The sequence below is a fragment of the Streptomyces sp. NPDC058326 genome (assembly GCF_042879855.1).
Lineage (GTDB): Bacteria > Actinomycetota > Actinomycetes > Streptomycetales > Streptomycetaceae > Streptomyces.
This window is the reverse complement of the sequence record NZ_JBHVZO010000002.1, coordinates 392,562-417,704: the sequence shown is the minus strand read 5'-3', so window position 1 is coordinate 417,704 and position 25,143 is coordinate 392,562. Positions and strand designations below refer to the sequence as shown.

Genomic DNA, 25,143 nt, shown 5'->3' with positions numbered 1-25,143 from the left:
CAGGGACGCCGGGGCGGCGCCCGGGGTTGCCCGGTGGGCGGCGGCGCGGGGGCGCATCAGGCACGCCCCCTGACGGCGCGGCGGGCGATGTGGCGGGTGTCGAGGCCGGAGAGGCCCCGCACCGCGACGTACGCCTTCTCGCGGCCCGGCAGCGAGACACGGCCGCGCAGCACGGCCCCGGGGTCGCGCTCGATCCGGTCGAGGAGGCGGCGGTAGATGCCGGCCATGGCGGCGACGCAGGCGCCGCTGCGCCGGTCGAGCAGGGGAAGCAGTCGGTAGCCCTCGGCGAACAGGGCGCGGGCGCGCCGCACTTCGAAGTGGACGAGGCCTTCGAAATCGGCGCCGGCGGGCGGGGTGGCGCCCCGGAAGCCGTCGCCGCAGCCGAACTTGGCGAGGTCGTCGGCGGGGAGATAGGTCCGCCCGTTACCCGCGTCCTCCCGTACGTCCCTGAGGATGTTGGTGAGTTGGAGCGCCAGGCCGAGGGTGTCGGCGTACTCGGGGGCGCGGTCGGCGCCCAGGGCGCCGGGCTGGGTGCCGAAGACGCCGAGGGAGAGCCGGCCGATCGCCCCGGCGACGCAGCGGCAGTAGACCTTGAGGTCGTCCCAGGTCTCGAAGCTCGCGCCGTGGACGTCCATGAGGACGCCGTCGATGAGTTCGTCGAGGCCGCCGAGCGGGATCCGGAAGCGTCGGGCAGAGTCGGCGAGGGCGACGGCCACGGGGTCGGTGTCGTCCTCGTCGACCTCGCCAGCCCGGACCCGGTCGAGCAGGGCGCGGGTGGCCTCCAGGCGTTCCTGCTTGACTCCGGGGGCGAGCGTGCCGTCTCCGATGTCGTCGACGCGCCGGGAGAACGCGTAGAGCGCGGACATGGTCTGGCGCTTCTCGGTCGGCAGCAGCCGGATCCCGTAGGCGAAGTTGCGTGCCTGCTGTCCGGTGACCGCCTCGCAGTAGCTGTAGGCGGCCTGTACCGGTGCGGACGGCTGGGGCTGTGCCTCCACGGTCGCGCTCACCCCTCTCTCCGCGCCCGGAGCAGTACCGCTCCCACCTGGCGCATCAGGCTCGGCTTGGTGGATTTCGGTGCGCCCGCGAGCACGTCGTATCCGGCGTCGGTGATCGCGTCGAGCGCCGCGAGTCCCCCTGCGGTGAAGCCCGCGAGGAGGAGGCGGAGCCGGCCGTGGACGCTGCCGACGAGCGGCAGGCCCGCGTGGAGCAGCTCGCGGGCCCGCCCCGCCTCGAAGGCGATCAGGGCGCGTGTGGAGGCTCCCGCGGTGGGGTGCGCGAGGTCGGCCTCGGTGACGTGGAACCGCTTGAGGTCCTCGGCGGGCAGATAGATCCGGTCGCGGCCGAGGTCCTCGGCGACGTCCTGGAGGTGCTCGACGATCTGGAGGGCGGTGCAGATCTCGTCGGAGCGCCTGATCCGCTCGGGGGTGTCGGTGCCGGTGATCGCGAGGACGAGCCGGCCGATGGGGTTGGCGGAGAGCTCGCAGTACGCGAGGAGGTCGTCGTACGTCTCGTAGCGGCTGACCAGCTGGTCCTGGCGGTTGGCGGCGATCAGGCCGAGGAAGGGCTCCGGGGTCAGCCGACAGCGCCGGACGGTTGGCTGGAGGGCCTGGAGCAGGGGGTGACGGGGGGTGCCGTCGAAGACGCGGCGGATGTCGGCCTCGAAGGCGTCGAGGAGGGCGAGCCGGTCCTCGGCGGTCTCGGGGCCGACGCCGAGGTGGCGGGCGTCGGCGCCGCCGGGAGCGAGGTCGCCGTCGCCGATGTCGTCGACGAGGCGGGCGAAGCCGTAGACGGCCATGAGGTCGTCGCGCCAGGCCCGGGGCAGGAAGAAGGGGGCCACGGGGAAGTTCTCGTCCGCGGCCTTGCCCAGTGTGGCGCGTGAGGAGGCGTCGGGGCGCGCCCGCCCGGTGTCCGTCACAGGTCACTGCCCGACGGAGGGACGGCGACACCCTCGTGGAGCTGGAGATTCTGCGTCATGGCCGTCACGTCTCCCGTTCTACACTGCCGATCCAATCCATCCTATTTCGGACACGCCGCCGACCCCTGCCCGTAGAGCCGCCGCCCGGGGGCCCGATGGTCGTGGAGTATCGCCCTACTTGCCGCGAAACAGACCGGTCCAGCTTACGTTGTACGACGGCCGTCGCCATTCCGGGGTGGCGGACGCGGACAAGGTCACCCGTACGAGTCGCCAACCCGCCCGCGCTGCAAGGGAGTTCGAACCAAGGGGATGACTCAGACGGCGCGCATGCCGGAGACCACCATGGCGAGGGTCGCCTCGACGGCGACGTTCCTGCCCTGTGCGGAGAGACGGCGAAGGGGCCCGTCGACCAGGAGGAGTGACAGCCCGTGCACGGCGGACCACGCGGCGGCGCCGGTGGCGGGACGGGCTCCGCACCGAGCCGCGCCGCACCGGGCGAGCGCTTCGAGTGCCTCCCTGAGCAGGGTGAACGCACGGACCTCGGGCTCGGCGGTCTCTCGCTCCGGTGCCGGTTCGGCCTCGTCGGCGGTGCGGGGGGCACAGAACGCGGCCCGGTAGAGGCCGGGCTGCTCGACGGCGAAGCCGACGTATCCCCGGCAGAGGGCGGCGACCCGTCGCTCGGCCGCGAGCGCGGGGTCGTCGGCGCCCGGCTCGCGGGCGGCGGCCTGCTCCATGGAGGCGGCGAGCTCCCGGCGGGCGTGGGCCCTGACGGTGCGGAGGAGTTCGCCGCGTCCGTCGAAGTGCCGGTAGGCGGCGGTGGGCGAGACGCCGACCCGGCGGGCCGCCTCGCGCAGGACGACCCGCTCGGGGCCGCCCTCGGTGGCGAGGCCGACGGCCGCGCAGATCAGCGCGTTGCGCAGATCGCCGTGGTGGTAGGTCTTTCCCCCCGAGATCGCTGCCATGGGCTCATCCTGCCCGATGTTTACCGCATGAACATTCCAGGTGACGGCAGGACGCGCGGAAACCGGAACCGCCCCCACCGGTGAGTGGGGGCGGTGCGGGCGGCGCGGGCGGCGGGGCTAGGGCCTGTCTGACAATTTCGCGCCGGATCAGGCCGGGTCGTTCGGTGCGTGCGATCGGCGTGCGGCCGGGACGCCCTCGTAGCGGAGCTACTTGGGCGTTTCGGCCGTGCGGCGAGCGTGCGTGCCGGGCGGGCCGGACCCGGCGGGAATTGTCAGACAGGCCCTAGCGGGCGGTCTCCCGCTCGTAGGCCTTGAGGACCTCGTCCGTGGGGCCGTCCATGAGGAGCTGCCCCTTCTCCAGCCAGAGCACCCGGTCGCAGGTGTCCCGGATGGACTTGTTGCTGTGGCTCACCAGGAAGACCGTGCCGGCCTCCTTGCGGAGCTCGCGGATCCGCTCCTCGGAGCGGATCTGGAACTTGCGGTCACCGGTCGCCAGCGCCTCGTCGATGAGGAGGACGTCGTGGTTCTTGGCCGCCGCGATGGCGAAACGGAGCCGGGCGCCCATGCCGGAGGAGTACGTGCGCATGGGCAGGCTGATGAAGTCGCCCTTCTCGTTGATGCCGGAGAAGTCGACGATCCCCTCGTACCGCTCGCGGACCTCCTCGCGGCTCATGCCCATGGCGAGGCCGCCCAGGATCACGTTGCGCTCGCCCGTGAGGTCGTTCATCAGTGCCGCGTTGACGCCCAGGAGCGAGGGCTGTCCGTCGGTGAAGACCTTGCCGGTCTCGGTGGGCAGCAGGCCGGCGATGGCGCGCAGCAGCGTCGACTTGCCGGAGCCGTTGGAGCCGATCAGGCCGATGGCCTCGCCCCGGTAGGCGGTGAAGGTGACACCGCGGACCGCGTGGACCTTGCGGACGCCCCGGGTGACCTCGGCCTTGCCGCGGCCGACGATCCGGCTGAGCGCCGCCGTGGCGCTGCCCTTGCCCCCGCCACCGGTGTTGACCCGGTAGACGATGTGGACGTCGTCGCAGATGACGGTGGGGACCTTGCCCTCGTTCGTGTCAGCCACGGCCGTACCTCTCCTCGGCCTTCCAGAAGTAGACGAAACCGCCGATGCCGACGACGAGCGCCCAGGCGAGGGCGGTCATCCAGACGTGGTCCGGCAGGTTGCTCGCGCTGTAGCTGTCGATGAGCGCGAAGCGGATCAGGTCCATGTAGACCGCCGCCGGGTTGTACATGAGGATGTCGGCGATCCAGGCCGGCTTGTCGGCGAGCATCACCGGGATCGAGAACATGACGCCGGACGCGTACAACCAGGTCCGCATGATGAACGGCATCAGCTGGGCGAGGTCGGGCGTCTTGGAACCAAGCCTGGCCACGATCATCGCCAGGCCCACGTTGAACACGAAGTGCAGGAAGAGCGCCGGGATCACCAGCAGCCACCGGAGGGAGGGGTAGCTGCCGAAGGAGATCACGATCGCGACGAGGACGATCATCGAGAACAGCAGCTGCTGGAGCTGCTGGAGCGAGAAGGAGATCGGGAGGCTGGCCCGCGGGAAGTGCAGGGCGCGGACGAGGCCGAGGTTCCCCGAGATCGCCCGGACGCCGGCCATGACCGAGCTCTGGGTGAAGGTGAACACGAAGATGCCGGTGACCAGGAAGGGGATGTAGACGTCCTTGGGCATCCCCTGTCCCGCGCCGAGGATCAGCCCGAAGATCAGGTAGTAGACCAGGGCGTTGAGCAGCGGGGTCGCCACCTGCCACACCTGGCCGAGCTTCGCCTGGCTGTACTGGGCGGTCAGCTTGGCGGAGGAGAAGGCCAGGATGAAGTGGCGGCGGCTCCACAGCTCGCGGACGTACTCGAACAGCCCGGGCCGGGCGCCGCTGACGGAGAGGCCGTACTTCGCGGCCAGCGCGGCCGGGGCCAGGCCCTCGTCGACGGACGGGGGCGCGCTCGTCGCGACCGCCCCGCCCTGGTGTGTGTCACTCACAGTCGAAACTTTCGTGTTCAAGATGCGCGGCACGTCGGTACCACGATGTCAGACGACCGGGGGGCGACCCAGCCGGGTCAGCCGCCACACCGTACGCCACCTCATGGGGCGGCGCGGTCCGCAGGGGGTGGTCCAGCCCTGGCGGAAACCGCCGCACCACGCCTTCAGCGCGGGGAGCGAGGGCCGCCGGGCCAGCGTGAGCAGCAGCCAGACGCCGAGATAGACCGGCACCAGAGGTGCGGGCAGATTGCGACGTGCCAGCCACACTCGGTTGCGGGCCACGTTGAAGTGGTACGAGGCGTGCCGGGACGGGGCTGTGGTGGGGTGCAACAGCACCATGTCGGAACGGTAGTCGATCATCCAGTCGGCGTCGAGCGCGCGCCAGGCGAGGTCGGTCTCCTCGTGTGCGTAGAAGAACTCGCCCGGCAGACCGCCGACTTCGGCGAAGACCTTGGTGCGCACGGCGTTGGCGCCGCCGAGGAAGGTGGTCACCCGCGAGGAGCGCATCGGGTCGGCCGCGCGCAGCCGCGGCACGTGCCGGCGCTGGGTGGTCCCGGTCTCCGGGTCGGCGATCCGGAAGCTGATGATGCCGAGCCGCGGGTCGGCGGTGAAGGCCTGCCGGACCAGTTCGGCGGTGTCCTTGTGGGCGAGCTTCCCGTCGTCGTCGAGGAACAGCAGGACGTCGACGTCGGTGCCGCCGGGGCCGAAGGCCTCGATGCCGATGTTCCGGCCGGCGGGGATGCCGACGTTCTCCGGCAGGTCGACGGTCCGCACCCAGTCGGGCACCCCGGTGACCGGGGTGCCCTGCCCGACGACGACGACCTCGATCCGGTCGCCCTCCTGCTCGGCGACCGAGTCGATCAGCGCGCGCAGGTCGTCGGGGCGGTTGCCCATCGTGATGACGACGGCTCCCACCCTGAGCGGCGTGCTCGCGGCCGGCCTCACTTCAGCCTGCTGGAAACCATGATCGAGACCAGGTGCAGCACGGTCTGGAGCAGCGCGATGCCGGCGAGGACTGCGACACCGAGCCGGCTGAAGAACAGGTCGCCACGGACCTGGTCCGCGATCGCGAGGACCACGATCAGCAGCGAGGCCTCGATGCCGAGGACGAGCCGGTGGAACTTGAGCGCCGCGGCGGCCCTGCGGGCGAGGGCCATGCCGGAGGAGCGCGGCTCGGAGGCCGCCTCCTTGACCGGAGGCAGACCGCCCTGGTGGCGGGCGACGCCGACGAGGTCGGTCTCGGCCTTGATCAGGATGGCGCCGAGGGCGGCGAGCGTGCCGAGGAAGGCCCACAGCCAGTCGATCCGGCCCGAGCCCCACAGGTCGGCGGCGCGCAGGCCGAAGCCGACGAGCACGGCCGCGTCGCACAGGTAGGCGCCGACCCTGTCCAGGTACACCCCGCCGAGGGAGAACTGCTTCTTCCAGCGGGCCACCTCGCCGTCGACGCAGTCGAGCAGCAGGTAGAGCTGGACCATGAGCGCGCCGAGCAGCGCCCCCGGGATCCCCGGCACCAGCAGGGCCGGGGCCGCGAGGACACCCGCGAGGGTCATGACGTACGTGAGCTGGTTCGGCGTGATCCTGGTGCCGACGAGCTGCCGGGTGATCCTGAGCGAGATCTCCCGCATGTACAGGCGGCCGCCCCAGTGCTCACCGCTCCGCCGGTCCTTCACACCCGGCGGGTGGACGACCGGTCGGAGCTCAGCTACCGATGGCTTTTGCATAGTCGGCGTACGCGTCCCTGATCTCGTCGTCGGACAGGTCGAGGTGTTCGAGGATGGTGAAGCGGCCCGGCCGGGTCTGCGGGGCGAAGGACACCGCCTGCACGAACTCGTCCACGGTGAAGCCCATCTCCTCCGGGAGGACGGGCAGCCCGTGCCTGCGCAGGGTCTCGACCATCTGCGCGGACCCCTCGCGGGCACCGCGCAGGTGCATGGCGAAGGCCGCTCCGAGACCGCACTGCTCGCCGTGGCTGGCGGCACGGGTCGGGAAGAGCAGGTCGAAGGCGTGGCTGATCTCGTGGCAGGCGCCCGACGAGGGGCGGCTGTCCCCGCTGATCGACATGGCGATGCCGGACATCACCAGGCCCTCGGAGAGGGAGACCAGGAAGTCGTCGTCGCCGACGCCGCCGGGGTGGCGGAGCACCGCCTCGCCGGCGCTGCGGGCCATGGCGGCCGCGAGGCCGTCGACGGGCTCCCCGGTGATCTCGTGGGAGAGCTCCCAGTCCGCGATGGCGGAGAGGTTGGAGATCGCGTCGCCGATGCCGGAGCGGACGAAGCGGACCGGCGCCTCCCTGATCACGTCCAGGTCGATGACGAGGGCGATCGGGGTGGGCACACCGTAGGAGCCGCGGCCGTTGTCGTTGTCCAGGGTCGAGATCGGGGAGCAGATCCCGTCGTGCGACAGATTGGTGGCGATGGCCACCAACGGCAGCCCGACCCGGGCCGCCGCGTACTTGGTCACGTCGATGATCTTGCCGCCGCCGAGGGCGACCACGGCGTCGTACCGCTTGCCCCGCATGGCGTCGGCGAGCTTCACGGCCTCGTCGATGGTGCCGCCCGAGACCGGGTACCAGTCGGCACCCGGGAGTTCGGCGGCGAACTGGTCACGCAGCTTGAGGCCCGAGCCGCCGCTGATGGCGACGGCGATCTTGCCGTTGCTGGAGATCCGCTGGTCCGCGAGGAGCGCGGACAGGTCGTCCAGCGCTCCTCTGCGGATGTCGACGACGACCGGCGAGGGGATCAGCCGAGTCAGTACTGGCACGCGATCTCACGGCCCTTCGCGAGGTCGTCGTGGTTGTCGATCTCGACCCACTTGACGTCGCCGATGGGGGCCACGTCGACGGTGAAGCCGCGGTTGACCAGCTCCTGGTAGCCGTCCTCGTAGTAGAGGTCGGGGTCGCGCTCGAAGGTGGCCTTGAGGGCGTCGGCGAGCTCCTCCGCGGCCTCGGCCTCGATGAGGGTGACACCGATGTACTCGCCGGTGGCGGTGGCCGGGTCCATGAGCTTGGTGATGCGCTGGACGCCCTTGCCCTCGGCGGTGATGACCTTCATCTCCTCGTCGGCGAGGCTCTTCACCGTGTCGAGGGCGAGGATGATCTTCTGGCCGTCGCCGCGGGCGGCGAGCAGGGTCTTCTCGACGGAGACCGGGTGGACGGTGTCGCCGTTGGCGAGGATCACACCGCGCTTGAGGACCTCACGGGCGCACCACAGGGAGTAGGCGTTGTTCCACTCCTCGGCCTTGTCGTTGTCGACGAGGGTGATCTTGAGGCCGTACTTCGCCTCCAGGGCCTCCTTGCGGTCGTAGACGGCCTCCTTGCGGTAGCCGACGACGATCGCGACCTCGGTGAGGCCGATCTCGGCGAAGTTCTTCAGCGTCCCGTCGAGAATCGTGGTCTCGCCGTCGACGGGCACGAGGGCCTTCGGAAGGGTGTCGGTGTAGGGGCGCAGACGCCGTCCGGCACCGGCTGCCAGTACGAGACCGATCATGCTGTTTCTCCTTCGTCGTGAACGGCGGGTGCTCCGGCGGAGACCCAGAAGCGGATGGACTCCACGAGCACCACAAGGGCGACGGCCGCCGCCAGAGCGGTCAGGGCCAGGGTGAAGTCGTCGCCGCGGTCCGCCAGCAGGGCGGCGAGGACGGCCACCAGGAGCGTGCGCCCCTCGTGACCGCCGGTGACGCGCACCAGCCACGCGGGCGGCGCGCCGGTGCCGCCGCGGATGCGGTACACCGTGTCGTAGTGATGGTAGGCGACCGCCGCGACAAGGCCGAATGCCGCCGGAAGGGCGCCCGGGGAGTCGGAGCGGGCGGCGAGCACGAGGACGGTGGTGTACTCGGCGGCGCGGAAGAGCGGGGGTACGAGCCAGTCGAGGGCGCCCTTGAGGGGGTGGGCGACGGCCGCGCCGGCGAACATCACGTACAGGGCGGCGGCGACGACGGTCCCACCGTCCCCGAAGGGGCGGGCGAGGACCGCGGAGATCAGTACGCCCGTGGCGATGAACGCGAGGACGAACCCGGGGAGCAGCCCGAGCCCGGCCCGGCCGAAGATCCGACCCGCGATCCCGGCCAGCGGGCCGGAGTCCGCGAGGTCCGCCAGGGCCCGCGCGGCCCGGTCCGTGCGCTTCGCCTTGCGGGTCAGGGAGCGCAGGACGCGGCCCGCCGTGGTGTAGCAGGCGCCGAAGGCGCAGCCGATGATCAGCGCCCAGAAGACGATCCGGGGAGTGGTGACGGCGGTGAGGACGGCGATCATCGCCCAGCGCTCGCCGATCGGCAGGATGATCATGCGGCGGGCCCAGACGGTCCAGCCGAGGCTGTCGAGCCGGCCGGAGAGGGCGGCGGTGGGGCTGGTGTTGGCGGTGGCGTCGTGGTTGGCCTCGTTGAACGAGAAGTCCACGACGTGCCGACAGGTCATGAGGACCATCGCGCCGAGCGCGAGGCCCCACACGTCGTCGCCGTTGCGGGCCGCGCCGAGGGCGAGACCCGCGTAGAAGGCGTACTCCTTGGCCCGGTCGAAGGTGGCGTCGAGCCAGGCGCCCATCGTCGAGTACTTCAGCGCGTAGCGGGCGAGCTGCCCGTCCGTGCAGTCGAGGACGAAGGAGACAAGGAGCAGGACGCCGGCCGCGATGTAGCCGCCGCGCTCACCGGTCGCCGCGCAGCCGGCCGCGATCAGGGCGGTGAGCAGCGAGGCGGTCGTCACCTGGTTGGGGGTGAGTCCGCGGCGCGCGCACCAGCGGGCGATGTAGCGCGAGTACGGGCTGATGAAGAAGGTGGTGAAGAAGCCGTCGTGGGCCTTGACGGCCGAGCGGAGGCGTACGGCCTCCTCGTCGACGGCGTCGACGGCGGCGCGGGCCTCGTGGCGGGCCTCCGGGTCGGCGGGCACGGTGGCGACGAGGGTGCCGAGCTGGGGCCGGTGCACGGCGACGCCGTCGGCGCCGAGGGCGTCGGCGAGGGTGCCGGGGAGGTCGTCGGTGGCGGTGGCGGCCTTGAGCGCGCGGATGAGCGCGGGGCGGGCCTCCTGCTGTGCGGCGAGTGCGCCGGGGGCGGCCGCGGCCGGGAACCGGGGATCGGTCAGGGTGAGGCGCAGCGCGTGCAGGTGACCGACGAACCGCGGGTCGACGAGCGCGACGCGCTCACCCGCCGGTACGGCGGCCAGCAGGGCTCCGGCCTCGTCGGCGTCCGATGCGGCCTTGACGTCGAAGCCGAGCGACCGCAGATCTCCGGCGAGCGAGGATCCGGGTGCCGGCGGACCGGTGACGATGGCGGTCGACAGACGAACTCACTCCTTGGAGCTGACGGAGGGGCCGGCGGGGCCATGGCGGCCCCGGGCGCGGCGGTGCGGCCCGGCACGGGGCGGCGACACGTCGGCTGAGGCTATCGGATGAACAGAAGCGTGAGTTCACCGAGGCTTCGCGGGCAGGACTCCCCCGGGCCCACCCGTGTCCTCGTAGCTGCGCCTCGCCCGGTGGAGATCATCATGGGCGATCGGTGGCCCGCCTCACAAACCACGACCGGAGCCCGCCCCTGGGACGTGCCGGGGCGACTTCTCGCCATGGCCGGTCACTCCTGCATCACCGCAGGTCAGAGCATATGACAACGGTGTTCAGTACCGTGTTGCGCATACCCCCCACCCGTAGTTCACTTGCGACTCGGGGCACCTGCGACCACATGATCTGGAGGCCATTCCATGGGGGCTGGACACGACCACGGGCACAGCCACGGCGGACCGGCGCCGACCGGCACCGCCGGGGCCGCGTACAAGAACCGGCTGCGGATAGCACTCGGCATCACGCTCTCCGTGATGGTGATCGAGATCATCGGCGGTCTCCTCGCCGACTCGCTCGCCCTGATCGCCGACGCGGCCCACATGGCGACCGACGCGGTCGGCCTCGCGATGGCGCTGCTCGCCATCCACTTCGCCAACCGGCCGCCCTCCGGGAACCGCACCTTCGGGTTCGCGCGCGCCGAGATCCTGGCGGCGCTCGCCAACTGTCTGCTGCTGCTCGGCGTCGGCGGCTACGTGCTGTACGAGGCGGTCCAGCGGTTCGTCGAGCCGGCCGAGACCAAGGGCGGCCTGGCGATCACGTTCGCGGCGATCGGTCTGGTCGCCAACGTGATCTCGCTCTCGCTGCTCATGCGGGGCCAGAAGGACAGCCTCAATGTGCGCGGGGCGTACCTGGAGGTGCTCGCGGACGCCCTGGGATCGGTCACGGTGATCGTCGCGGCCGGCATCATCCTGGCCACGGGATGGCAGTACGCCGACCCGATCGCCTCGATCGTGATCGGCCTGATGATCGTCCCCCGTACGGTCAAGCTGCTGCGCGAGACCCTCGACGTACTCCTGGAGGCGGCCCCCAAGGGAGTCGACATGGCGGAGGTGCGGGCGCACATCCTGGCCCTGCCGGGGGTCGAGGACGTGCACGACCTCCACGCCTGGACGATCACCTCGGGGATGCCCGTGCTCTCCGCGCACGTGGTCGTGGACCAGGGCGCACTGGACTCGGTCGGCCACGAGAAGATGCTGCACTCCCTCCAGGGGTGCCTCGGGTCGCACTTCGACGTGGAGCACTGCACCTTCCAGCTGGAGCCCGTGGGGCACGCGGAGCACGAGGCGAAGCTCTGTCTCTGAGTTCCCGGGGAGACGGCCGGCTGTTAGTCTTTTCGCACGAACGTGTGGAGAGAGGAGCTGAGGTTGATGACCGTCGCGATGGAGGCTGCCCGCAGCGGCAGCGCCCGGTCGTCCCTCAGCCTCCGGGTCTCCGGCTGACCTGATCCCGGTCTTCCCACCGGTCACGTCGTCGGCCGGGGCCCTCTCACCAAGGGTTTCCCACGTTGTCCGACAACGCCTTGCACGACTCCTTCTTCGCCCTGCACCACGGTCTTCCGCGGCAGGGCCCCGGCTCCGACACCACCACCCGACGGCTTCTCGCGCTCGCGGGGAGGCTCCCGGAGCGTCCCCGCGTGCTCGATCTGGGCTGCGGCCCCGGTCGCTCCGCGCTGCTCCTCGCCGCCGAGGCGGGCGCCGAGGTGACCGCCGTCGACACCCACGAGCCCTTCCTCGCGGAACTGCGGCGGTCCGCCGCCGCCCGCGGGCTCGACGGCTCGATCCGTACCCTCCGCGCCGACATGGGCGCACCGCCGTTCCCCGACGGCTCCTTCGACCTCGTCTGGGCCGAGAGCTCGGTCTTCGTCCTCGGTTTCGACCGGGCGCTCACCGAGTGGCGCAGGCTCCTGGCACCGGGCGGCACGCTGGTGCTCACCGAGTGCGTCTGGACGACCGGGGAGCCGGGCCCGGTGGCCCGCGCCTTCTGGGACGAGAACTACCCGCTCCGTACCGTCACCGGCAACGCGGCGGCGGCCGTCGAGGCCGGTTACCGGATCCTGGGGACCTTCACCCAGCCGGAGAGCGACTGGGACGAGTACTACGGTCCACTGGCCGCGCACGCCGAGGCGGCGGACACCTCCGTGCCCGGCATGACCGAGGCGGTGGCCGGCGCCCGCGCCGAGATCGCCCTGCGCCGGGATCACGGCTCCGACTACGGGTACGCCGGATTCGTCCTGCGGCCCGCCGATCCCCGGTGGCCCACCCGTCAGGAGACCGCAGGGGACGCCCCGGCGATCCGACGGGTCGTGGCGGAGGCCTTCGGGTCGGACGCGGAGGCCGATCTGGTCGAGGCCCTCCGGCGGGACCCCGACGCCTGGCTCCCCGGCCTTTCGTACGTGGCCGAGGCCGCCGACGGCTCGGTCGCGGCGCATGCCCTGATCACCCGCTGCCGGGTCGGCGACGCCCCCGCGGCGGCGCTCGCCCCGGTCTCGGTGGCTCAGGAACACCAGCGGACGGGGGCGGGGCAGGCCGTGGTCCGCGCGGTGCTCGACGCGGCCCGGCTGCGGGGCGAACCGTTCGTGCTCGTCCTGGGGCATCCGGAGTACTACCCGAGGTTCGGCTTCGTACGTGCGTCTGAGTATGGAATCAAGCCAGGTTTCGAGGTTCCCGACGAGGCGATGATGGCGCTCGTGCTCGACGACTCCGTACCCGTTCCGCCGGGCACGATCGCCTATCCGGCGGCTTTCGGGGTCTAGCCTCCTCGTGCCGTCCCTCCGCTCCCGCCGCACCGGTGACAGTCCGGTGCGGCGGGAGCGGCCACGTCCGGCCGCCGAAGTACGGACAAGCCCGTTTTGTACGGCAGACTGAGGTGGCCCCACCGGGCCGAGGACCGAAGCGAAGGATGGGTATGCCGACCACACCAGCCACCGCGGCTCAGATCTCGCCGGAGATCATGTCGAACGGTGTCCAGCCGTCCGGTGCCCCGGCGCCGATCATGCTCGAACTGGTCGACGAGGACGGGACGACCATCGGCACGGCCGAGAAGCTCGCCGCCCACCAGGCGCCCGGGCTGCTGCACCGCGCCTTCTCCGTCTTCCTCTTCGACGAGTCGGGCCGGCTGCTGCTCCAGCGCCGCGCGCTCGGCAAGTACCACTCCCCCGGCGTCTGGTCGAACACCTGCTGCGGCCACCCCTACCCGGGTGAGGCTCCGTTCACGGCGGCCGCCCGGCGGACCTTCGAGGAGCTGGGCGTCTCCCCCACGCTGCTCGCGGAGGCGGGCACCGTCCGCTACAACCACCCCGACCCGGCCTCGGGCCTGGTGGAGCAGGAGTTCAACCACCTCTTCGTCGGCCTGGTGCAGGCCGACCCCCGGCCGGACCCGGAGGAGATCGAGGACACCGCCTTCGTGACCGCTGCCGAGCTGGCCGAGCGCCATGGCGCCGCGCCTTTCTCCGCCTGGTTCATGACGGTCCTCGACGCGGCGCGCCCCGCCATCAGGGAACTGACGGGTCCGTCCGGGGGCTGGTGACGACCGGCTGGTGGATCACGGCCTCGGGCCCCGGTGCCATCGGGGCCAGGGGCAGCGCCGCCCAGATGATCTTGCCGCCGCTCGCGGTGTGCTCGACGTCGCAGGCGCCGCCGGCCTCCTGGGCGATCTCGCGGACCAGGAGCAGCCCGCGGCCGCCCGTCTGCCCGTAGTCCGCCTCAAGAGCCTTGGGGCGGTACGGGTGGTTGTCCTCGACGGACACCCGGATCCACTCGGGGCCGATGGCCACCTCCACCGCTATCTCCGGCGACAGCAGCGCGGCGTGCCGCACGGCGTTGGTGACCAGCTCGGAGACGATCAGCAGCAGGCCGTCCATGATCTCCTGATGGAGGGGGACGCCCTGGCGGACCAGAAGGTCGCGTACGGCGTGCCGGGCCTGCGGGACGGAGACGTCGACCGCGGCAGCGGTGAAGCGCCAGACTCCTTCGTAGGACGGTTGCCGGGCGGGGCCACCTCCGCGGGTCTCCACGGTACGGTTCCCACCCTCGTGCTCGATTCTCGCCACGGATCGAGTCTTGGCAATGCGCGAGGGCGGACCGGCCTACTGACCAGAAGTCGACACTTATCGGCTGCTTTCTGATCGGCTGAGTATGCCGATGTCAGTTCTTCGACTGATCGGGCGCGTTTTCTGATGACTCCGGGGCCCTCCCCTGAACCGGGGTCGGGTCCGGTGCCGAGGTGGCGGTCGGGGCCGTGTCCGGGGGCGGGGTCGGGGCCGGGGCCGGGGCCGGGGCCGGGGCCGGGGCCGGGGCCGGGGCCGGGGCCGGGGCCGGGGCCGGGGTCACCATACTGACGATCCGTCGCCCGCCCACCCCGATCGCGATCAGGCCGAGGCCGTCGAAGAGCAGCGCGAGCGAGAAGAAGACCCCGAGCACGTACCGGCTGCTGTCCGGCCAGTCGAAGAGGACGAGCAGCCCGAGCAGCAGGCCGAAGGCTCCCTGGAGCAGCGTCCAGCCGAACTGCGGACCGCGCACCACCACACTGCCGACCAGACGGAAGACACCACCGGTCAGGAACAGCAGGGCCGCGAACATCGTCAGCGTCTCCGCCGAGCCCTCCGGGTGACGGATCACCACGAGACCGGCGGCGATGTTCAGGGCGGCCACCACCACGGCGAGCCAGAAGTAGCTGGTGCCCCGCGACTGGATCGCCTGGAGCAGGCCCACGGCACCGCCGATCAGCAGCAGCCAGCCGAAGAGCAGCATCGAGGTCAGGGTGGCGACGCCCGTGTAGACCAGACCGACGACACCGCCGATCACCAGCAGGGTGCCGAGGGCGGCCAGCCAGCCGAAGCTGCGGCTGAGCTTCTTCCCCTCGCGCGCCATGTCCCGGACGGGGTCCGGCTCCTCACGCGTCCCGCGGGTGTCCTTGGCCATGCGGTCCCTCCTCAGGGCGACCCCTTCCTGATCGTACGTTCGAGCACGGCGGATAGCATCCGGCCCATGGAGCCACAGCTGAAGGTCAGCGTCACGGACGGGATCGCCACCGTCGTCATCGCCAACCCCGCCAAGCGCAACGCGATGAGCGCCGGCATGTGGCGTGCCCTGCCCGGCGTACTGGACCGGCTCGCCGCCGATCCCGCGGTGCGGGTCCTGGTCCTGACGGGCGAGGGCGACACCTTCTGCGCCGGGGCCGACATCTCGGCGCTGCGGGAGCCGGGGGACGAGCAGCAGACGCTCGCGGTACGGGCCGAGGACGCCCTCGCGGCCTTCCCCAGGCCGACCCTCGCCGCCGTCCGCGGCTTCTGCGTCGGGGGCGGCAGCCAGCTCGCCGCCGCCTGCGATCTGCGCTTCGCCGAGGAGGGCGCCCGCTTCGGTGTCACCCCGTCGAAGCTCGGCATCGTCTACCCGGCCTCCTCGACCCGCAGGCTCGCCGCTCTCGTGGGGCCCGCGACCGCCAAGTACCTGCTGTTCTCCGGTGAGCTGATCGACGCCGAGCGGGCCCTGCGGACCGGGTTCGTGGACGAGCTCCACCCGGTGGGCGAGCTCGACAAGCGGGTGGCCGAGTTCGTCCGGGTGCTGGCCTCCCGCTCGCTCCTGACGCAGGCGGCCGCCAAGGAGTTCGCGGACGGGCGCCTGGACCGGGACGCCCACTGGGCCGAGCAGGCGCGCGGCAGCGGCGACACCGCGGAGGGGGTCGCCGCCTTCCTGGAGCGCCGCGCGCCCCGCTTCACATACGGGCTCTGAGTCTCAGCCCTCCCGCGCGAGCGACTCGACGGGTGTGCCCCGCCAGTGCGCGACGATCGCGGCCGGCGCCTTCTCCGGGGAGCCCGCGTCGTACGGCGGCTGCGGGTCGTACTCCGTGAGCAGCTGAATCGTCTGGGCGGTCTCGTCCCCGGCGATCCGGCCGAGCAGGTGCAGCGCCATGTCGATGCCGGAGGAGACCCCGGCGGCCGTGACGTACTTGCCGTCGAAGACGACCCGCTCGCCGGTGGGCTCGGCGCCCAGCGCCCGGAGCTCCTCCCGGGCGAGCCAGTGGGTGGTGGCGCGGCGGCCGCCGAGCAGACCGGCGGCGGCCAGGAGCAGGGAGCCCGTGCAGACCGAGGTGGTCCAGGTGCTGGTCTCGTCCGCGGTACGGAGCCAGGCCCGGATCTCCGGGTCGTTCATGGCCTGCCGGGAGTCGGGCCCGCCGGGGACGAGGACGATGTCCGGGCGCGGGACCTCGGCGAGGGTCCTGTCGGCGACGAGCGCGAGACTGCCCTGGTCGTTGCGGACGGGGCCGGTCTCCTTGGCCACGAAGACGGTCTCGGCGCCGGGGAGGCGGGCGAGGAGTTCGTACGGCCCGACGGCGTCGAGTGTGGTGAAGCCCTGGTAGAGCAGGACGGCGATCTGCACGGTGTGCCCTTTCATTCGGTTCGGTGGACGGGTGCGTGGAAGCGGCGGCGGTAGTCGGCGGGGGTGGTGCCGAGGGCCTTGGTGAAGGCGCGGCGCATGGCCTCCGGCGTCCCGTAGCCCGAGGCGCGGGCGACCTCCTCGACACCGCGCGAGGTCTCCTCGAGGAGCCGGCGGGCGTGTTCGATCCGGACCCGGTCGACGTAGCGGCCGGGCGGGGTGCCGGTCTCCGCGTGGAAGGCGCGGGCGAAGTGGCGGGGCGAGAGCCGGGCGCGGGCGGCGAGCGCCTCGACGGAGAGGTCCTCCCCGGGGTGTTCGGTGATCCAGTGCTGGAGGTCGCGCAGTGGCTCACGGCGGGCGGTCTAGGCGGAGAGCTGGGCGCTGAACTGGGCCTGGTTGCCGGGGCGGCGCAGGAAGACGACCAGGTGGCGGGCGACCGTGAGGGCCACGTCCCGGCCGAGGTCCTCCTCGACCAGGGCCAGTGCCAGGTCGATGCCCGCGGTGACCCCGGCGGAGGTGGAGAGCCGCCCGTCCCGTACGAAGATGGGCTCCGGGTCGACCTCGACGTCGGGGTAGCAGCGGGCGAGGTGGTCGCAGGCGATCCAGTGGGTCGTCGCCCGGTGTCCGTCGAGGAGCCCGGCCTCGGCGAGGAGCAGCGCCCCGGTGCAGACGGAGACGAGCCGCCCGGCGCCAGGGGCGTGGGTGCGGAGCCAGTCGATCAGGGCGGGGTCGGGTGCGCGGGTGCCCTCGCCGCCGGGAACCACGAGGGTGTGCGGTCCGCCGTCGGCGACGGCCTCGGCGAGCGTGGTGTCGGGGAGCAGCCGCAGCCCGCTGTGCGTACGGACGGGTCCGCCGTCGAGGGAGGCGGTGCGGAGCGGATACGCGGACGGGTCTCCGGCGGCGCGCGCGGCGCCGGCGAACACCTCGAAGGGGCCGGTGACGTCGAGGCTCTGGACGCCGTCGAAGAGGACGACGAGGACGGGGCGCTGGAGCATGCCTCCATCCTTCGCCGGGCCCGGGGCGTCCGCAACGACGAGGAACCCACCTTTCCTGCCATCCATGGCGAACCCGTCGCCGGTCGGTGTGTCCGCCGGCACGGCCCGCCTGTTCCCGTCGTACCGACCAGTCGGTAACGTACGGGTCCATGACGACCTCTCTCCCCCCGCGTGCCGGACGCCGCTGCCACAACGCCGTCAACACGATCCACACCACGCTCTACTTCTCGCCCGACCTCGACCGCGAGTGCGGCGGACTCGGCATCACCGACGGCGCGGCGGCGCGGCTCGCCGCGCGCAGCGCCGTCCTCGGCGCGGTCGGCGCCGGCACCGTCGCCGCGACCTTCTACAACTACAACCACGAGCTGCTCGCCCGGCACCTGCCCGCCGTCTGGGAGACCGCCTCGCCCGCGGCCGTCCTCGACGCCCGGCTGCGCGCCGCCGACGCGACCCTGCGCCGGCTGCTCGGCGAGGAGACGATCACCTCCCCCGAGATGGCCGAGGCCGCCGAACTCGCCCTGCGCGCCACCGAGGCCTGCACCCGGCACGCCAGGCCGCTCTACTCCGCCAACGCCGACCTGCCGGTGCCTGAGGCGCCCCACCTCGCCTACTGGCACGCCGCGACGCTGCTGCGCGAGCACCGGGGCGACGGGCACCTCGCGGCCCTGCTCTCGCTGGGCCTCGACCCGATCGAGGCGGTCGTCTCCCACACGGCGACCGGCAGGGCGATGAGCCCGCGCTGGTTCCTCGGCAGCCGCGGCTGGCGGCGCGCCGACTGGGAGGCGGCGGCCGAGCGGCTGCGCGCACGCGGCCTGCTCGACGCCGAGGGCGAGCTGACCGAGACCGGGACCCGGCTGCGGGAGGAGCTGGAGGAGGTCACGGACCGGCTGGACACCGCCCCCTACGAGCACCTCGGCGCGGCCGGGGTCGAGCGGCTCACCGGACTGGCGCGCGGCTTCGCCGTCTCGGCGTCCGCCGCGGGCGCCTTCCCCGCGGACCTGATCAGCAAGGGCTGAGCCGATCGGAAGGGGCCGGGGCACGGCGGCCCCGGCGCGCGCGCAAACGGGTCGGATGCCGCGTACGGGTGAGCGACCCGGCACAATGCACTCGCAAGCTTGAGGCACGAGAAGGCGAGTCGGGACACCGTGACGACGTCCATCGAAGCAAGGATCGCCGAGGAACTCGGCGTACGCGAGCGACAGGTGAAGGCAGCCGTCGAGCTGCTCGACGGCGGTTCCACCGTGCCGTTCATCGCGCGCTACCGCAAGGAAGCGACGGAGATGCTCGACGACGCGCAGCTGCGCACGCTCGAAGAGCGGCTGCGCTATCTGCGCGAGCTGGAGGACCGCCGGAAGGCGGTCCTCGACTCCGTACGTGAGCAGGGCAAGCTGACGGAGGAGCTCGAGGCCCGGATCCGGGCCGCCGACACCAAGGCGCGCCTGGAGGACATCTACCTGCCCTTCAAGCCGAAGCGCCGGACCAAGGCCCAGATCGCGCGCGAGGCCGGACTCGAACCGCTGGCGGAGGGGCTGCTCGCCGACCCGTCGGTGGAGCCCTCGGCCGCCGCCGCGGCCTTCGTGGACGCGGCCAAGGGCGTCGCGGACGCCGCCGCGGCCCTGGAGGGCGCGCGGGCGATCCTCGCCGAGCGGTTCTCCGAGGACGCCGACCTCATCGGCGAGCTGCGCGAGCGCATGTGGGGCCGGGGCCGGCTGGTGGCGAAGGTCCGCGAGGGCCAGGAGGAGGCGGGGTCGAAGTTCGCCGACTACTTCGACTTCGCCGAGCCGTTCACGGCGCTGCCCTCGCACCGGATCCTCGCCATGCTGCGCGGCGAGAAGGAGGACGTCCTCAGCCTGGACCTGGAGCCGGAGGAGCCCGCCGAGACCCCCGGACCCTCCTCGTACGAGGGGATCGTCGCCCACCGCTTCGGCGTGGCCGACCGGGGACGCCCCGGCGACAAGTGGCTGCAGGACACCGTCCGCTGGGCCTGGCGGACCCGCATCCTCGTCCACCTCGGGATCGACCTGCGGCTGCGGCTTCGGACGGCCGCCGAGGACGAGGCGGTCCGGGTCTTCGCGGCGAACCTGCGTGATCTGCTGCTCGCCGCGCCGGCCGGCACCCGGGCGACGCTGGGCCTCGACCCCGGCTTCCGTACGGGCGTGAAGGTCGCCGTGGTCGACGCCACCGGCAAGGTCGTGGCCACCGACACGATCCATCCGCACGTGCCCGCCAACAAGTGGGACCAGGCGCTGGACAGGCTGGCGCGGCTCGCGAAGGAACACGCGGTCGAGCTGGTCGCGATCGGCAACGGCACGGCGTCCCGTGAGACCGACAAGCTGGCGGCCGAACTCCTCGCCAAGCACCCCGAGTTGAATCTGACCAAGGTGATGGTCTCGGAGGCGGGCGCCTCGGTCTACTCGGCCTCCGCGTTCGCCTCGCAGGAACTCCCGGACCTCGACGTGTCGTTGCGCGGCGCCGTGTCCATCGCCCGGCGGCTCCAGGACCCGCTGGCGGAGCTGGTGAAGATCGACCCGAAGTCCATCGGTGTCGGCCAGTACCAGCACGACCTGGCCGAGGTGAAGCTCTCGCGCTCCCTCGACGCGGTCGTCGAGGACTGTGTGAACGGCGTCGGCGTCGACGTCAACACGGCCTCCGCGCCGCTTCTTTCGCGCGTCTCGGGCATCAGCTCCGGCCTCGCGGAGAACATCGTCGCGCACCGGGACGCCAACGGCCCCTTCCGTTCCCGCCGGGCGCTCAAGGACGTGGCGCGGCTCGGCCCGAAGGCGTACGAGCAGTGCGCGGGCTTCCTCCGCATCCGGGGCGGCGACGACCCGCTGGACTCCTCGTCGGTGCACCCCGAGGCGTACCCGGTGGTGCGCCGGATGGTGAAGGCGACGGGCGGCGAGGTCGCGGCGCTCATCGGTGACACGGGCACCCTGCGGTCGCTGCGGGCGGACGACTTCGTCGACGAGACCTTCGGTCTGCCCACGGTGACGGACATCCTGCGCGAGCTGGAGAAGCCGGGCCGCGACCCGCGACCCGCGTTCAGGACGGCCACCTTCAAGGACGGCGTCGAGAAGATCGGCGACCTGGAGTCCGGCATGGTCCTCGAAGGGGTCGTCACCAACGTGGCCGCCTTCGGCGCGTTCGTGGACATCGGTGTGCACCAGGACGGTCTGGTCCATGTGTCGGCGATGTCGAAGAACTTCGTCAAGGACCCGCGCGACGTGGTCAAGCCGGGCGATGTGGTCAAGGTCAAGGTCCAGGACGTGGACATCCCGCGCAAGCGGATCTCGCTGACGCTGCGGCTCGACGACCGGCCGGGCGCGGAGGCCCCGGACGGGGCGCCCGGACGCGAGCGGGGCGAGCGCTCCGGGCGGCCTCCGCAGCAGCGGCAGGGCGGCGGCGGCCGGGGCGAGCGCGGGAACCGGGGCGGACAGCCCGAGCGGGGCCGCGACAACCGGGGCGGCGGGCAGGGCGACCGGAACGGCCGGGGCGGGCAGCCCGAGCGCGGCGGCCGTGACCGGTCCACCGCGCCCGCGCCCGCGAACAGCGCGATGGCCGACGCCCTGCGCAAGGCCGGGCTCCTGGGCGAGGGCGGCGGCAAGCGCCGCTGACCCCGAGTGACACGAGGCCACAGCCCGGCGGGCTGTGGCCTCGTCGCATGAGTCCCGGGTCCTACGGCAGGAAGCGCATGGCCCACTCGGCGCGGTGGGCGACGGAGAGGTCGTCGTCGTCCGTGAGGGGCTCAAGGACTGCGCGGGATGTCCCGGGGTCCGCCTGGACCAGGTCGACGATCTCGGCGGCCAGGCCGTCCTGGTCGTCACCGAGGTCGACGGCGGAGGCGCGGATCAGCGCGGGCAGGGCCTCCGGGCCGCCGATGGCGGCGAGGACACCACCGAGGAGTTCCCGGGCGTAGGCGTTCCGGTCGGCCAGGGCACGGTCCAGCTCCGCCTGGAGGCGCGGCAGGAGGCCGGCGTCGCCCGAGGCCGCGATCTCGTCGGCGAGGTCGATCGTCTCGTCGACGTCCGCGTCCAGATCGTCCAGCATCTCGGTCAGCCGGGTCAGTAGGTCGGTCATGGTGCCTCCTGGAAAGCGCCGTCCACGAGGACGGGGACGGCCGTCGAGCCGTCGACCTCCGCGGCCACGGCCACGTCCTGCGGAAAGCCGTACGCGTACAGTTCACGGCCCGAGTCGCAGCCGTGCAAGGCGGCGACCGGGTCCTCGGTGGCCGACCACAGCGTGGCCGCCGCGGTCGCCTCCGGGGTCAGGGTGTGCGTCCCCGCGAGGGCGGAGAGCACCGCTCCCGCGCCGAGCAGGTCTTCGAGGGCCGGGCGCAGCGAGCCGTCGGGCCACCGCTCGCCGGAGGCGATGACCGCGAGCGGGCGGTCCGCCGTGCCGTAGCCCCGGTCGGTGAGCCGGCGGGCGACGGCCGAGTGGTTGCGCAGCGAGGCGGCGATGACGGTCGCGCCGCACGAGGCCGCGTCGGCCGCGATCGTGGAGCCGTTCGGGGACGGCAGGACAAGACGGTCGGGCATGGGTACGGGCGCCGCGCGCAGAGCGGCCGGGGAGAGCGTCCACGGGTGCGCCGGGGTGGCCTCGCTCCGGCCGACGGCGAGGACGGCGTCCCGCTCCCGGGCGTACGCGACGGCCGTGGCGTCCCGCCAGGGGTACGGATGGACGGCGGTGCCGCCCTCGACGGCGACGCCCACGGCCGTGGTGAAGGACAGCACGTCCACGACGACCACGCAGGCGGCCGAGGCGGCGAGGACCCGTGCTTCGACGGGCCCCCAGCCGAAGGAGACCGTCATCGGAGTTCGGTCACCTTGCCGTCGGCGACCTCGATGCGCCGGGTGGTGCGGACCGCGTCGAGCATCCGCCGGTCGTGGGTGACGAGCAGCAGGGTGCCGGTGTACGAGTCGAGTGCGGACTCCAGCTGCTCGATGGCCGGCAGGTCCAGGTGGTTGGTCGGCTCGTCGAGGACGAGCAGGTTCACGCCGCGCCCCTGGAGCAGGGCGAGCGCGGCGCGGGTCCGCTCCCCGGGGGAGAGCGTGGTGGCGGGCCGCATCACATGGACGGCCTTGAGGCCGAACTTGGCGAGCAGGGTACGGACCTCCGCGGGCTCCGTGTCGGGCACTGCCGCGCAGAAGGCCTCCAGGAGCGTCTCCGTACCGTGGAAGAGCTTCCGCGCCTGGTCGACCTCTCCGACGACGACGCCCGAGCCGAGGACCGCGTCTCCCTCGTCCAGCGGCAGCCGGCCGAGGAGGGCGGCGAGCAGGGTCGACTTCCCGGCGCCGTTGGCCCCGGTCACGGCGACCCGGTCGGCCCAGTCGATCTGAAGGGTGACCGGGCCGAAGGAGAAGTCGCCGCGGCGCACCTCGGCCTCGCGCAGGGTCGCGACGACCGAGCCGGAGCGCGGCGCGGCCGCGATCTCCATGCGCAGCTCCCACTCCTTGCGGGGCTCGTCGACGACGTCGAGGCGTTCGATCATGCGCTGCGTCTGGCGGGCCTTGGCCGCCTGCTTCTCGCTGGCCTCGCTGCGCGCGTTGCGTCCGAGCTTGTCACCGTCGGTGGCCTTGCGGCGGGCGTTCCTGACGCCCTTGTCCATCCAGGACCGCTGCATGTGGCCGCGCGCTTCGAGGGCCGCCTTCTTGCCGGCGTACTCCTCGAAGTCCTCGCGGGCGTGCCGCCTGGCCCTGTCCCGCTCCTCCAGGTACGCCTCGTAACCGCCGCCGTACAGCGTGATCTGCTGCTGGGCGAGATCCAGTTCGAGGACCTTGGTGACGGTACGGGTGAGGAACTCGCGGTCGTGGCTGATGACGACCGTCCCGGCCCGCAGCCCCTTCACGAAGGACTCCAGGCGCTCCAGGCCTTCGAGGTCCAGGTCGTTCGTGGGTTCGTCGAGCAGGAAGACGTCGTAGCGGGAGAGGAGGAGCGAGGCGAGACCGGCGCGGGCGGCCTGGCCGCCGGAGAGGGCGGTCATCGGCTGGTCGAGGCCGACGGTGAGGCCGAGGGAGTCGGCGACCTCCTCGGCGCGCTCGTCGAGGTCGGCGCCGCCGAGGTTCAGCCAGCTCTCCAGGGTGACGGCGTACGCGTCGTCGGCGCCGGGCGTGCCGTCGACGAGGCCCTGGGTGGCCTCGTCCATGGCCGCCTGGGCGGCGGCGACGCCGGTCCGCCGGGCGAGGAACTCGCGCACGGTCTCCCCCGCGCGCCGCTCCGGCTCCTGCGGGAGGTGGCCGACGGCGGCGGTGGGCGGGGAGAGCCGGAGCTCGCCCTCCTCCGGGGTGTCGATCCCGGCGAGCAGCCGCAGCAGGGTCGACTTGCCGGCGCCGTTGACGCCGACGAGGCCGATCACGTCGCCGGGCGCGACGACGAGGTCGAGGGCGGCGAAGAGGGTGCGTTCGCCGTGGCCGGCGGCGAGGTCCTTGGCGACGAGGGTTGCAGTCATCAGGGAACGAATCCTAGGCGACGGGAGTACCGGCCCCGGGGCGCGGGGCGTGGGGCTCCTTCCCCAGGCCCAGCAGGACGGCCCGGTAGCGGGCTCCGTGGAAGCGGTACGGGCCGACGCCGGGGTAGCCCTCGCCGGCCGGGTCCGCGAGCGGGCCGGTCTGCCAGGCGAAGTCGCGCCAGATGACGTCCTCGCCGCACTCGCCCGCGCGCTCGACCACGGCCGTGACCGCTCCGCAGCCGAGGTCCTCGCAGTCGGGGCAGGAGTAGATCACCCGGCGGCCGTCCGCGAGCGGGGTCGCGGGGTCGAGAAGCCGGCGGACGTGCTCGGCGCGAAGGGCGGGCGGGAGGTCGGCCGCCAGGGGCGAGACCGCGTCGCCGTCGCCGGCCTCGTGGAGCCGGTGCAGCAGTGCTCTGCCGTCGACGACGAGATCGACGTCGTCGGGCCGGGGACGGGGGAAGCCGCCCGGAGGGACACCGTCCGGAAGGACGGCGGGGGCGAGGGCGAGGGTCGTGTACGCGGCCGGCATGCTGCAAGCATTCCCCGGTCAGGGGGCCTGTTCCATGGCTGAGCCGTCCCGGAAATGTCCCGGTCCCGGTACGGTCCGCCCCGGATGGCGACGCGATCGTGGTGACCGGGCGCGGCCCTGTGACGGGTACGGCCCGGGGACGGCCGGGTGGCGTGCAGGCGGCGGGGCGGGTGCGGCCGGGAATGGCCATGCGGCGGGTGCGGATGCGGATGCGGATGCGGGTGGGAACGGCCGCGGGGCGGGCACGGTCCTTTCGGACCGGACCCGCCCCGCGTGTTTCGCTACTTCCAGAGCGGCGGGCGGTTGTCGTTCTCCGCGTCGGCGCACTGACGGGCGCGCCGCTCCAGTGCGTCGGAGCGGGCGAGGGCCTTGCGGGCCTCCGTCGTGGCGCCGAGGCGCTTGAGCTGGGCGGCCCGGTCGCGCTCCTTGCGGGCTTCGGTGCGCAGCTCGTTGACATTGCAGGTGGTGGCGGCGGACGCCGGTTCGGCGGTCACCGTCTGGCCGATCAGCACGCTTCCGGCGAGCAGCGTCGTGGCGATCAGGGCCGGCAGGACGCGGCGCGCGGGCTTCGTGAAACGCATGGTGGTTCTCCAACTTCCAGGCCGTGGGGA

The 25,143-nt window shown here is 72.6% G+C and carries 24 protein-coding genes and 1 pseudogene; 6 read left to right on the top strand and 19 right to left on the bottom strand.

Annotated elements, in window-relative coordinates; all coding sequences use genetic code 11:
- Positions 1-56: 56 nt before the first annotated feature.
- From hpnD to ACFVYX_RS04650, 10 genes are all read right to left on the bottom strand, one after another.
- Positions 57-1,007: a presqualene diphosphate synthase HpnD gene (hpnD, locus tag ACFVYX_RS04695; protein ID WP_389679839.1), complete on the bottom strand. Its 951-nt coding sequence runs from the start codon at positions 1,005-1,007 to the stop codon at positions 57-59.
- Positions 1,004-1,915, bottom strand: coding sequence for a squalene synthase HpnC (hpnC, locus tag ACFVYX_RS04690; protein WP_389679838.1), 912 nt, complete (start codon positions 1,913-1,915; stop codon positions 1,004-1,006). Before hpnC ends, hpnD begins: the two co-directional genes overlap by 4 nt.
- Positions 1,916-2,229: 314 nt before the next feature.
- Positions 2,230-2,877: a TetR/AcrR family transcriptional regulator gene (locus ACFVYX_RS04685; RefSeq protein WP_389679837.1), complete on the bottom strand. Its 648-nt coding sequence runs from the start codon at positions 2,875-2,877 to the stop codon at positions 2,230-2,232.
- A 283-nt stretch (positions 2,878-3,160) separates the two neighbouring features.
- A complete protein-coding gene (locus ACFVYX_RS04680) occupies positions 3,161-3,946 on the bottom strand; it encodes an ABC transporter ATP-binding protein (RefSeq protein WP_389679836.1) in 786 nt (261 codons plus the stop codon).
- Entirely contained in the window at positions 3,939-4,868 is a 930-nt protein-coding gene (locus ACFVYX_RS04675; protein WP_389679835.1) for an ABC transporter permease, read from the bottom strand. Before ACFVYX_RS04675 ends, ACFVYX_RS04680 begins: the two co-directional genes overlap by 8 nt.
- A 48-nt stretch (positions 4,869-4,916) precedes the next feature.
- Positions 4,917-5,762, bottom strand: a complete 846-nt coding sequence (locus ACFVYX_RS04670) for a glycosyltransferase family 2 protein (RefSeq protein WP_389680050.1) — start codon at positions 5,760-5,762, stop codon at positions 4,917-4,919.
- Positions 5,763-5,809: 47 nt separating this feature from the next.
- Positions 5,810-6,589: a CDP-alcohol phosphatidyltransferase family protein gene (locus ACFVYX_RS04665; RefSeq protein WP_389679834.1), complete on the bottom strand. Its 780-nt coding sequence runs from the start codon at positions 6,587-6,589 to the stop codon at positions 5,810-5,812.
- Positions 6,567-7,628: an iron-containing alcohol dehydrogenase family protein gene (locus tag ACFVYX_RS04660; RefSeq protein WP_389679833.1), complete on the bottom strand. Its 1,062-nt coding sequence runs from the start codon at positions 7,626-7,628 to the stop codon at positions 6,567-6,569. The genes ACFVYX_RS04665 and ACFVYX_RS04660 overlap by 23 nt, the downstream gene beginning before the upstream one ends.
- Positions 7,616-8,353 (bottom strand): sugar phosphate nucleotidyltransferase, encoded by a 738-nt coding sequence (locus ACFVYX_RS04655; RefSeq protein WP_389679832.1) that lies wholly within the window; start codon positions 8,351-8,353, stop codon positions 7,616-7,618. Before ACFVYX_RS04655 ends, ACFVYX_RS04660 begins: the two co-directional genes overlap by 13 nt.
- Complete coding sequence (locus tag ACFVYX_RS04650) at positions 8,350-10,134, bottom strand: DUF5941 domain-containing protein (RefSeq protein ID WP_389680049.1); 1,785 nt, start codon at positions 10,132-10,134, stop codon at positions 8,350-8,352. The genes ACFVYX_RS04655 and ACFVYX_RS04650 overlap by 4 nt, the downstream gene beginning before the upstream one ends.
- Positions 10,135-10,548: 414 nt before the next feature.
- Between ACFVYX_RS04650 and ACFVYX_RS04645 the strand changes: the two genes are divergently transcribed.
- From ACFVYX_RS04645 to idi, 3 genes are all read left to right on the top strand, one after another.
- The gene (locus tag ACFVYX_RS04645; RefSeq protein WP_389679831.1) at positions 10,549-11,490 is read left to right on the top strand and encodes a cation diffusion facilitator family transporter; all 942 of its coding nucleotides are present in this window, start codon (positions 10,549-10,551) and stop codon (positions 11,488-11,490) included.
- Between the two features lie 203 nt (positions 11,491-11,693).
- Positions 11,694-12,941, top strand: coding sequence for a GNAT family N-acetyltransferase (locus tag ACFVYX_RS04640; RefSeq protein WP_389679830.1), 1,248 nt, complete (start codon positions 11,694-11,696; stop codon positions 12,939-12,941).
- Positions 12,942-13,093: 152 nt separating this feature from the next.
- Entirely contained in the window at positions 13,094-13,714 is a 621-nt protein-coding gene (gene idi / locus ACFVYX_RS04635; protein WP_389679829.1) for an isopentenyl-diphosphate Delta-isomerase, read from the top strand.
- On the opposite strand, the gene ACFVYX_RS04630 is transcribed toward idi, so the two are convergent.
- Positions 13,680-14,201 (bottom strand): ATP-binding protein, encoded by a 522-nt coding sequence (locus tag ACFVYX_RS04630; RefSeq protein WP_389680048.1) that lies wholly within the window; start codon positions 14,199-14,201, stop codon positions 13,680-13,682. The two genes, idi and ACFVYX_RS04630, sit on opposite strands and share 35 nt — an antisense overlap.
- Positions 14,202-14,331: 130 nt before the next feature.
- A complete protein-coding gene (locus tag ACFVYX_RS04625; protein WP_389680047.1) occupies positions 14,332-15,057 on the bottom strand; it encodes an HdeD family acid-resistance protein in 726 nt (241 codons plus the stop codon).
- Positions 15,058-15,174: 117 nt separating this feature from the next.
- On the opposite strand from ACFVYX_RS04625, the gene ACFVYX_RS04620 reads away from it, so the two are divergent.
- A complete protein-coding gene (locus ACFVYX_RS04620; RefSeq protein WP_389679828.1) occupies positions 15,175-15,918 on the top strand; it encodes an enoyl-CoA hydratase/isomerase family protein in 744 nt (247 codons plus the stop codon).
- 3 nt (positions 15,919-15,921) lie between these two features.
- On the opposite strand, the gene ACFVYX_RS04615 is transcribed toward ACFVYX_RS04620, so the two are convergent.
- Positions 15,922-16,566, bottom strand: a complete 645-nt coding sequence (locus ACFVYX_RS04615; protein ID WP_389680046.1) for a DJ-1/PfpI family protein — start codon at positions 16,564-16,566, stop codon at positions 15,922-15,924.
- 11 nt (positions 16,567-16,577) lie between these two features.
- Positions 16,578-17,558, bottom strand: a pseudogene (locus ACFVYX_RS04610) (GlxA family transcriptional regulator).
- A 149-nt stretch (positions 17,559-17,707) separates the two neighbouring features.
- Here ACFVYX_RS04610 and ACFVYX_RS04605 point away from each other — a divergent pair.
- Entirely contained in the window at positions 17,708-18,574 is an 867-nt protein-coding gene (locus ACFVYX_RS04605; protein ID WP_389679827.1) for a hypothetical protein, read from the top strand.
- A 129-nt stretch (positions 18,575-18,703) separates the two neighbouring features.
- Positions 18,704-21,172, top strand: a complete 2,469-nt coding sequence (locus ACFVYX_RS04600; protein ID WP_389679826.1) for a Tex family protein — start codon at positions 18,704-18,706, stop codon at positions 21,170-21,172.
- 61 nt (positions 21,173-21,233) lie between these two features.
- On the opposite strand, the gene ACFVYX_RS04595 is transcribed toward ACFVYX_RS04600, so the two are convergent.
- The 5 genes from ACFVYX_RS04595 to ACFVYX_RS04575 form a co-directional block, all read right to left on the bottom strand.
- Positions 21,234-21,635, bottom strand: coding sequence for a hypothetical protein (locus ACFVYX_RS04595; protein ID WP_389679825.1), 402 nt, complete (start codon positions 21,633-21,635; stop codon positions 21,234-21,236).
- Entirely contained in the window at positions 21,632-22,366 is a 735-nt protein-coding gene (locus ACFVYX_RS04590; protein WP_389679824.1) for a 2-phosphosulfolactate phosphatase, read from the bottom strand. The genes ACFVYX_RS04595 and ACFVYX_RS04590 overlap by 4 nt, the downstream gene beginning before the upstream one ends.
- Complete coding sequence (locus ACFVYX_RS04585) at positions 22,363-24,003, bottom strand: ABC-F family ATP-binding cassette domain-containing protein (RefSeq protein ID WP_389679823.1); 1,641 nt, start codon at positions 24,001-24,003, stop codon at positions 22,363-22,365. Before ACFVYX_RS04585 ends, ACFVYX_RS04590 begins: the two co-directional genes overlap by 4 nt.
- A gap of 13 nt (positions 24,004-24,016) precedes the next feature.
- Positions 24,017-24,532 carry a hypothetical protein gene (locus tag ACFVYX_RS04580; protein WP_389679822.1) on the bottom strand — a complete coding sequence of 172 codons (516 nt, stop codon included), beginning with the start codon at positions 24,530-24,532 and terminating at the stop codon, positions 24,017-24,019.
- Between the two features lie 281 nt (positions 24,533-24,813).
- On the bottom strand, positions 24,814-25,113 hold the full coding sequence (locus ACFVYX_RS04575) for a hypothetical protein (protein ID WP_389679821.1): 300 nt from the start codon (positions 25,111-25,113) through the stop codon (positions 24,814-24,816).
- Between the last annotated feature and the right edge of the window lie 30 nt (positions 25,114-25,143).